The sequence below is a fragment of the Pseudomonas sp. HMSC08G10 genome, from assembly GCF_001808425.1.
Lineage (GTDB): Bacteria > Pseudomonadota > Gammaproteobacteria > Pseudomonadales > Pseudomonadaceae > Aquipseudomonas > Aquipseudomonas guariconensis.
Genome location: NZ_KV793294.1, coordinates 177315 through 184512 on the forward strand (window position 1 = coordinate 177315; position 7198 = coordinate 184512).

5 protein-coding genes are annotated in these 7198 nt (G+C 60.4%); 1 reads left to right on the top strand and 4 read right to left on the bottom strand.

From position 1 onward, the window contains the following. Window positions 1–61: 61 nt before the first annotated feature. The 4 genes from HMPREF3173_RS05040 to HMPREF3173_RS05055 form a co-directional block, all read right to left on the bottom strand. Window positions 62–1156 (bottom strand): polyamine ABC transporter substrate-binding protein, encoded by a 1095-nt coding sequence (locus HMPREF3173_RS05040; protein ID WP_070571778.1) that lies wholly within the window; start codon window positions 1154–1156, stop codon window positions 62–64. A 160-nt stretch (window positions 1157–1316) separates the two neighbouring features. Continuing rightward, window positions 1317–2414, bottom strand: a complete 1098-nt coding sequence (locus tag HMPREF3173_RS05045) for a polyamine ABC transporter substrate-binding protein (RefSeq protein WP_043211536.1) — start codon at window positions 2412–2414, stop codon at window positions 1317–1319. A 169-nt stretch (window positions 2415–2583) separates the two neighbouring features. Continuing rightward, window positions 2584–3945, bottom strand: a complete 1362-nt coding sequence (locus HMPREF3173_RS05050; RefSeq protein WP_043211539.1) for an aspartate aminotransferase family protein — start codon at window positions 3943–3945, stop codon at window positions 2584–2586. Between the two features lie 48 nt (window positions 3946–3993). Beyond that, window positions 3994–5352 carry a glutamine synthetase family protein gene (locus tag HMPREF3173_RS05055; RefSeq protein ID WP_043211541.1) on the bottom strand — a complete coding sequence of 453 codons (1359 nt, stop codon included), beginning with the start codon at window positions 5350–5352 and terminating at the stop codon, window positions 3994–3996. A gap of 667 nt (window positions 5353–6019) precedes the next feature. Between HMPREF3173_RS05055 and HMPREF3173_RS05060 the strand changes: the two genes are divergently transcribed. Further along, a partial coding sequence (locus HMPREF3173_RS05060; RefSeq protein ID WP_256543953.1) for a glutamine synthetase family protein occupies window positions 6020–7198 on the top strand: 1179 nt, incomplete at its 3' end.

A 7198-nucleotide genomic window follows, 5' to 3' on the forward strand; every position in this document is an offset into this window, starting at 1 on the left:
CCCAACAAGATTTTTATGCCCACACGACCTGTTTTGGCAGGAACGTAGCGGGTCTGGATGATTACTTGCCCGACTTGACCTTGGTCCAGCTACGGGTCATCAGACGTTGCACCTTCGGTGGCAACTCAGCATTGACGAACATCTTGTCCAGCACTTCCTGCGGAGGGTAGACCGCAGCGTCAGTCCTCACGGCCTGATCCATCAGGTCGCCAGCCTTGGGGTTCGGGTTGGCGTAACCGACATAATCGCTGACCTGAGCGATGACCTCAGGTTTCAGCAGATAGTTGATGAAGGCATGGGCCTCCTTGACGTTGCTGGCGTCCTTGGGAATCGCCAGCACATCGAACCAGAGGTTGCCGCCTTCTTTTGGAATGGCGTAGGCCAGTTTCACGCCCTTGCCGGCCTCTTCGGCGCGGGCCTTGGCCTGGAACACATCACCGGAGAATCCGGCGGCGACGCAGATATCGCCATTGGCCAGGTCAGTGATGTATTTCGAGGAATGGAAGTAGGTCACGTAGGGACGCACGGCCAGGAGTTTCTTTTCGGCCGCCTGGTAGTCCTTGGGATTGCTGCTGTTAGGGTCCAGGCCCATGTAGTTGAGCACGGCCGGCAGCATTTCGTCGGCCGAGTCCAGGAAAGCCACGCCGCACTGGGAGAGCTTCTTCATGTTCTCGGGCTCGAAGAGCACGGCCCAGGAGTCGATCTTGTCGGTGCCCAGCACCGCCTTGACCTTCTCGACGTTGTAACCAATGCCGTTGGTACCCCACAGATACGGCACGGCGTACTGGTTGCCCGGGTCATTGCGCTCGAGGCGCTTCATCAGAGCCGGGTCCAGGTTGGAATAATTCGGCAGCAGGCTGCGGTCGAGCTTCTGGAAGGCGCCCGCCTTGATCTGCTTGCCCAGGAAATGGTTGGACGGCACGACCACGTCATAGCCGGTGCGACCGGCCAGCAGCTTGCCTTCCAGGGTTTCGTTGGAATCGAAGACGTCGTACTTGGCCTCGATGCCGGTTGCCTTCTGGAAATCGGCGAGGGTCGTCGGGCCAATGTAGTCCGACCAGTTGTAGATATGCACCGTGGGCGCTGCTTGGACGCCGAATGCCAGCGTCAGACCCGCTCCAGCCATCATGGCCTTGCGAAATACGGAAATAGACAAGTGGATGGTCCTCACAATCAGTGCCTCTGGGTGACGGCGACGCTGCCGTACACGCAAAACCGGCGCGCAACTTACCTTTGCTGCATCGATGCCGCAAACAAAATTGCCTTACACGCCTTCCAGGCCGGGAAACCCCGGCCCAGAGGGCTTCGAGACGGGCTTACTTGCCCGACTTGATCTTGGTCCAGCTGCGAGTGATCTCACGCTGGGCCTTGGCACCCGGGTCGGCGATCGCGTACAGCTTTTTCTTCACGTCAGCTGGCGGGTAGATGCTCGGATCGCTGGTGATTTCCTTGTCTACCAGTGCAGTCGCAGCTTTGTTGCCGTTCGGGAAGCGCACGGCATTGGTGATGCCAGCCATGACTTCCGGTTGCATCAGGAAGTCCATGAACTTGTAGGCGGCTTCGACGTTTTCGGCATCCTTCGGAATGGCGACCATGTCGTAGAAGGTACCGGCGCCTTCCTTCGGAATGACGTAGCTCAGCTTGACCTTGTCGCCGGCTTCGTGGGCACGGGCCTTGGATTGCTCCAGGTCGCCCGAGTAGCCGACTGCCACGCAGATATTGCCGTTGGCCAGGTCAGAGATGTACTTGGAGGAGTGGAAGTAGGTGATCGAAGGACGAATGCTCAGGAACAGCTCTTCGGCAGCCTTCAGGTCTTTCTTGTCGGTGCTGTTGGACGGTTTGCCCAGGTAGTGCAAGGCCGCCGGGATCATTTCGGTCGGCGCGTCCAGGAAGCTCACGCCGCAGCTCTTGAGCTTGGCGATGTTCTCAGGCTTGAACACGGCGTCCCAAGAGTCGATCTTGTCCACGCCCAGCGCAGCCTTGACCTTCTCAGGGTTGTAGCCGATGCCGATCGAGCCCCACATGTACGGGAAGGCGTGCTTGTTGCCCGGGTCGCTGGCATCACCCACGGCCTTGAGCAGGTCTTCGTCCAGGTTCTTCCAGTTCGGCAGCTTCGAACGGTCCAGCTCCTGGTAGACACCCGCCTTGATCTGCTTGGCCAGGAAGTTGTTCGACGGCACGACCACGTCGTAGCCGGACTTGCCGGCCAGCAGCTTGGCTTCCAGGGTCTCGTTGCTGTCGAAGACGTCGTAGACCACCTTGATGCCGGTCTGCTTCTCGAAGTTGGCGATGGTGTCCGGCGCAATGTAGTCGGACCAGTTGTAGACGTGCAGCGTTTTGTCGTCAGCCTGAACAGCGGTAGCCATGGCACCCATCAGGGCCGCGGCCAGCAACGTCTTGCCCATTTTCTTCATGCGTAATGCTCCAGAATTTATTATCAAGCCATCTGTTCAGCAGCCAAGATCCCACGGTACAGCGCTGGGCGACTGAAACAGCCGCTAGTCTGGCAAGTTACAAGGCGCTGTTTCAAGGAAAGCAGGGCCCTGTAACCGCTTAATGTCGCTTTGCCAGCCTAGCAGACCGTCACTTGATCGCTTCGTACGTCAAGTCCAGGCACTTGCGCGCCTTTTCAATCAACTCGTCGATCTCCGCGTGGCTGATCACCAAGGGCGGCGCGATGATCATGGTGTCGCCCACCGCACGCATCACCAGCCCGTTCTCGAAGCAGTGTGTACGGCAGATCATGCCGACGCCCTTGCCCTCGTGACGGGTGCGGGTCGCCTTGTCCTTGACCAGCTCGATCGCACCGAGCAGGCCCAGGCCGCGTACCTCGCCCACCAGTGGGTGGTCTTGCAGTTCACGCAAACGCTTTTGCAAATAAGGTGCCGTTTCGGTCCTGGCGCGCTCAACGATCTTCTCATCGCGCAGGATGCGCAGGTTTTCCAGGCCCACGGCAGCGGCCACCGGGTGACCTGAGTAGGTAAAGCCGTGGTTGAAGTCGCCGCCTTCGCTGAGAACCTGGGCCACGGTGTCACGCACGATCACACCGCCCATGGGGATGTAACCGGAGGTCAGGCCCTTGGCGATGGTCATCAGGTCGGGTTCCAGACCGTAGTAGTCCGAGCCGAACCACTCGCCGGTACGGCCGAAGCCGCAGATCACCTCGTCGGCGACGAACAGAATGTCGTACTTGGCGAGGATCTCCTTGATCTTCGGCCAGTAGGTGTCCGGTGGAATGATTACCCCGCCCGCCCCCTGGATCGGCTCGGCGATGAACGCCGCGACGTTGTCTTCGCCCACTTCCAGGATTTTCTTTTCCAGTTGCTCGGCAGCCCATACCCCGAACGCATCCGGGGTCATGTCACCGCCCTCACCGAACCAGTACGGCTGTGGAATGTGCACGATGCCCGGGATCGGCAGGCCGCCCTGCTCGTGCATGCCGCTCATGCCGCCGAGGCTTGCGCCAGCGACGGTGGAGCCGTGGTAGCCATTGATGCGGCCGATGATGGTCTGCTTGCCAGGCTTGCCCTTGAGCGCCCAGTAGTGGCGGACCATACGCAGCACGGTGTCGTTGCCTTCGGAGCCGGAGCCGGTGAAGAACACATGGGTCATGCCCTTGGGCGCCACATCGGTGATCGCCTTGGCCAGTTCCAGGGCTGGCGGGTGAGCGGTCTGGAAGAACAGGTTGTAGTACGGCAGCTCTCGCATCTGTTTTTCCGCCGCCTGCACCAGTTCTTCACGGCCATAGCCGACGGCCACGCACCATAGGCCGGCCATGCCGTCGAGGATCTTGTGACCCTCGCTGTCCCACAAATGCACGCCCTGGGCCTTGGTGATGATGCGCGGTCCTTTTTCCTTCAGCTGCTTGTAGTCGCTGAAAGGCGCCAGGTGGTGCTCACCGCTCAAGGTTTGCCATTCACGGGTTTGCGGGTTGTTGACGCTCATGTGCTTCTCCGTTATCCGACAGCCGCGCTGAAGCGGCCCCAAGTTTGATCAGACGGCAAACAGCAGGAACTCACGTTCCCAGGAGCTGATTACCCGTTTGAAGTTCTCGTGCTCAGCCCGCTTGGTGGCCACATAGCCGCTGATGAATTTCTTGCCCAGGTACTGCTCCAGCGCGCGGCAGTTTTCCATGCGCTCCAAGGCATCTTCGATGGTCAGCGGCAGGCGCAGATTGCGCCGCTCGTAGCCACGGCCCTGGACCGGCGCGCTGGCTCCGATGCCCTCGACCATACCGATGTAGCCACACAGCAAGCTCGCGGCAATGGCCAGGTAGGGGTTGGCGTCGGCGCCTGGCAGACGGTTTTCCACGCGGCGGTTCTGCGGCCCGGCATCAGGCACGCGCAGGCCAACGGTGCGGTTCTCCTCGCCCCATTCGACGTTCACCGGTGCCGAGGTGTCCGGCAGGAAACGGCGGAACGAGTTGACGTTGGGGGCGAACAGCGGCAGCGCTTCAGGGATGAACTTTTGCAGGCCGCCGATGTGGTTGAGGAACAGCTCGCTCATGCTGCCGTCCTCGTTGGAGAAGATGTTCTTGCCGGTGGCCACGTCCACCACGCTCTGGTGCAGGTGCATGGCGCTGCCCGGCTCGCCGGTCATGGGTTTGGCCATGAAGGTCGCGGCCACGTTGTGCTTGAGCGCCGCCTCGCGCATGGTGCGCTTGAACACCAGGATCTGGTCGGCCAGGTGCAGGGCGTTGCCGTGACGGAAGTTGATCTCCATCTGCGCCGTGCCGTCTTCGTGGATCAGTGTGTCGAGGTCCAGTTGCTGCAGTTCGCACCAGTCATAGACGTCCTCGAACAACGGGTCGAACTCGTTGGCAGCCTCGATGGAGAACGACTGGCGGCCGGTCTCCGGACGGCCGGAGCGACCCACTGGCGGTTGCAGCGGGAAGTCCGGATCCTCGCTGCGCTTGGTCAGGTAGAACTCCATCTCAGGCGCCACGATCGGCTGCCAGCCTTTGTCGGCGTACAGCTTCAGGACTTTCTTGAGCACGTTGCGCGGCGACAGCTCGACCGGGTTGCCCTTCTTGTCGTAGGTGTCGTGGATGACCTGGGCGGTCGGCTCGATAGCCCATGGCACGAGGAACACAGCGCTCTCGTCTGGGCGGCAGATCATGTCGATGTCGGCCGGGTCCAGCAGTTGGTAATAGATGTCGTCGTCGACGTAGTCGCCGGTCACGGTCTGCAGCAGGACGCTTTCGGGCAGGCGCATGCCCTTTTCGGCGATGAACTTGTTGGTCGGCGAAATCTTGCCGCGGGTGATGCCGGTCAGGTCGCTGATCAGGCATTCCACTTCGGTGATCTTGTGCTCTTTCAACCAATCGGTGAGCTGGTCGAGGTTGGTACTCATAAATACCTCAGGAGGTAATGTGGCCCGGCTGACGATAGTCGGGCGCCGCTGACGCCTGGCGTCGATCAAGACGGAAGCTGCCTGGCCGCAAATGCCATGGCAGACCCGCGCCTTGATTCTGGATGCAGTGCTTGGCTAAAGCAAAAACCCACGCGCAAGACGACAGCAGATACACTCGAAACAAGCGTGTCCGCGATACAAACAAAGGGCAGAGAAGCGAAAAGACGTGCAGGAAACTGCTACGAACGGAGGATGGACCTGACCAGCCGTCAATTATTGCGAGCAGAGCGCGCGCGCAGGACTCGATGCGTGCGCAGCCTTCGCGGCGAATGCTGGGAACACCTGTGTGCGCGGCGCAGGCAGCGCTTTCAGGTCTCGACAGGCGGACCATGTGACCCTCGTATTATTGTGTTCTGGGTTGAGGCCGAGCTTAGCCTTGTTCATTTTTTTACACAACCACTCCGTAAAAAATAAACCACGCTCAGCCTGCGATAGCCCTTTGGGGCCAAAATAGCGGATAATGAGTTGCCCCCAGATGCAGCATTTCTGCCGTTGCTGTGCCATTTCGGGGCATCATGGGGTTGGCTTGACTTCGCTAGGTCTTTCGGATTGACTGGGCTTGCAAGCCCCCCTTGATTGATATTTTTAACAACAAAGGTGTTGCATCATGTCGGTACCCCCGCGTGCCGTTCAGCTTAACGAAGCGAACGCGTTCCTTAAGGAACATCCTGAGGTTCTCTACGTTGACCTTCTGATTGCAGATATGAATGGTGTGGTGCGCGGCAAGCGCATAGAGCGCACCAGCCTCCACAAGGTTTACGAGAAAGGCATCAACCTGCCCGCCTCCCTCTTCGCCCTGGATATCAACGGTTCCACCGTCGAAAGCACCGGCCTTGGCCTGGACATCGGCGATGCCGACCGCATCTGCTACCCGATCCCCGGCACCCTCTCCAACGAACCCTGGCAGAAGCGCCCCACCGCCCAACTGCTGATGACCATGCACGAACTGGAAGGCGAGCCGTTCTTCGCCGACCCGCGCGAGGTCCTGCGCCAAGTGGTGAACAAGTTCACCGAGATGGGCCTGACGATCTGCGCAGCTTTCGAGCTCGAGTTCTACCTGATCGACCAGGAAAACGTGAACGGCCGTCCCCAGCCGCCGCGTTCGCCGATCTCGGGCAAGCGTCCGCAATCGACCCAGGTCTATCTGATCGACGACCTGGACGAGTATGCCGATTGCCTGCAGGACATCCTCGAAGGCGCCAAGGAGCAAGGCATTCCGGCCGACGCCATCGTCAAGGAAAGCGCCCCGGCCCAGTTCGAAGTCAACCTGCATCACGTCCCCGACCCGCTCAAGGCCTGTGACTACGCCGTACTGCTCAAGCGCCTGATCAAGAACATCGCCTACGACCATGAGATGGATACCACCTTCATGGCCAAGCCCTACCCGGGCCAGGCGGGCAATGGCCTGCATGTACACATCTCCGTGCTGGACAAAGATGGCAACAACATCTTCACCAGCGAGGATCCCGAGCAGAACGCCGCGCTACGTCACGCTGTCGGCGGTGTGCTCGAGACCCTGCCCGCGTCCATGGCGTTCCTGTGCCCGAACGTCAACTCGTACCGTCGCTTCGGTGCACAGTTCTATGTGCCGAATGCGCCGAGCTGGGGCCTGGACAACCGTACCGTGGCCCTGCGCGTGCCAACCGGTTCGCCGGACGCCGTGCGCATCGAGCATCGCGTGGCCGGTGCCGACGCCAACCCGTACCTGATGATGGCCGCCGTATTGGCCGGTGTGCACCATGGCCTGACCAACAAGGTCGAGCCGGGTGAGCCGATCGAAGGCAAC

What these genes read in the sequence shown, in the direction of transcription:
- HMPREF3173_RS05055 (WP_043211541.1), bottom strand. Translation starts at nt 5,352, where the DNA reads ATGAGTACCAACCTCGACCAGCTCACCGATTGGTTGAAAGAGCACAAG.
- HMPREF3173_RS05045 (WP_043211536.1), bottom strand. Translation starts at nt 2,414, where the DNA reads ATGAAGAAAATGGGCAAGACGTTGCTGGCCGCGGCCCTGATGGGTGCC.
- HMPREF3173_RS05050 (WP_043211539.1), bottom strand. Translation starts at nt 3,945, where the DNA reads ATGAGCGTCAACAACCCGCAAACCCGTGAATGGCAAACCTTGAGCGGT.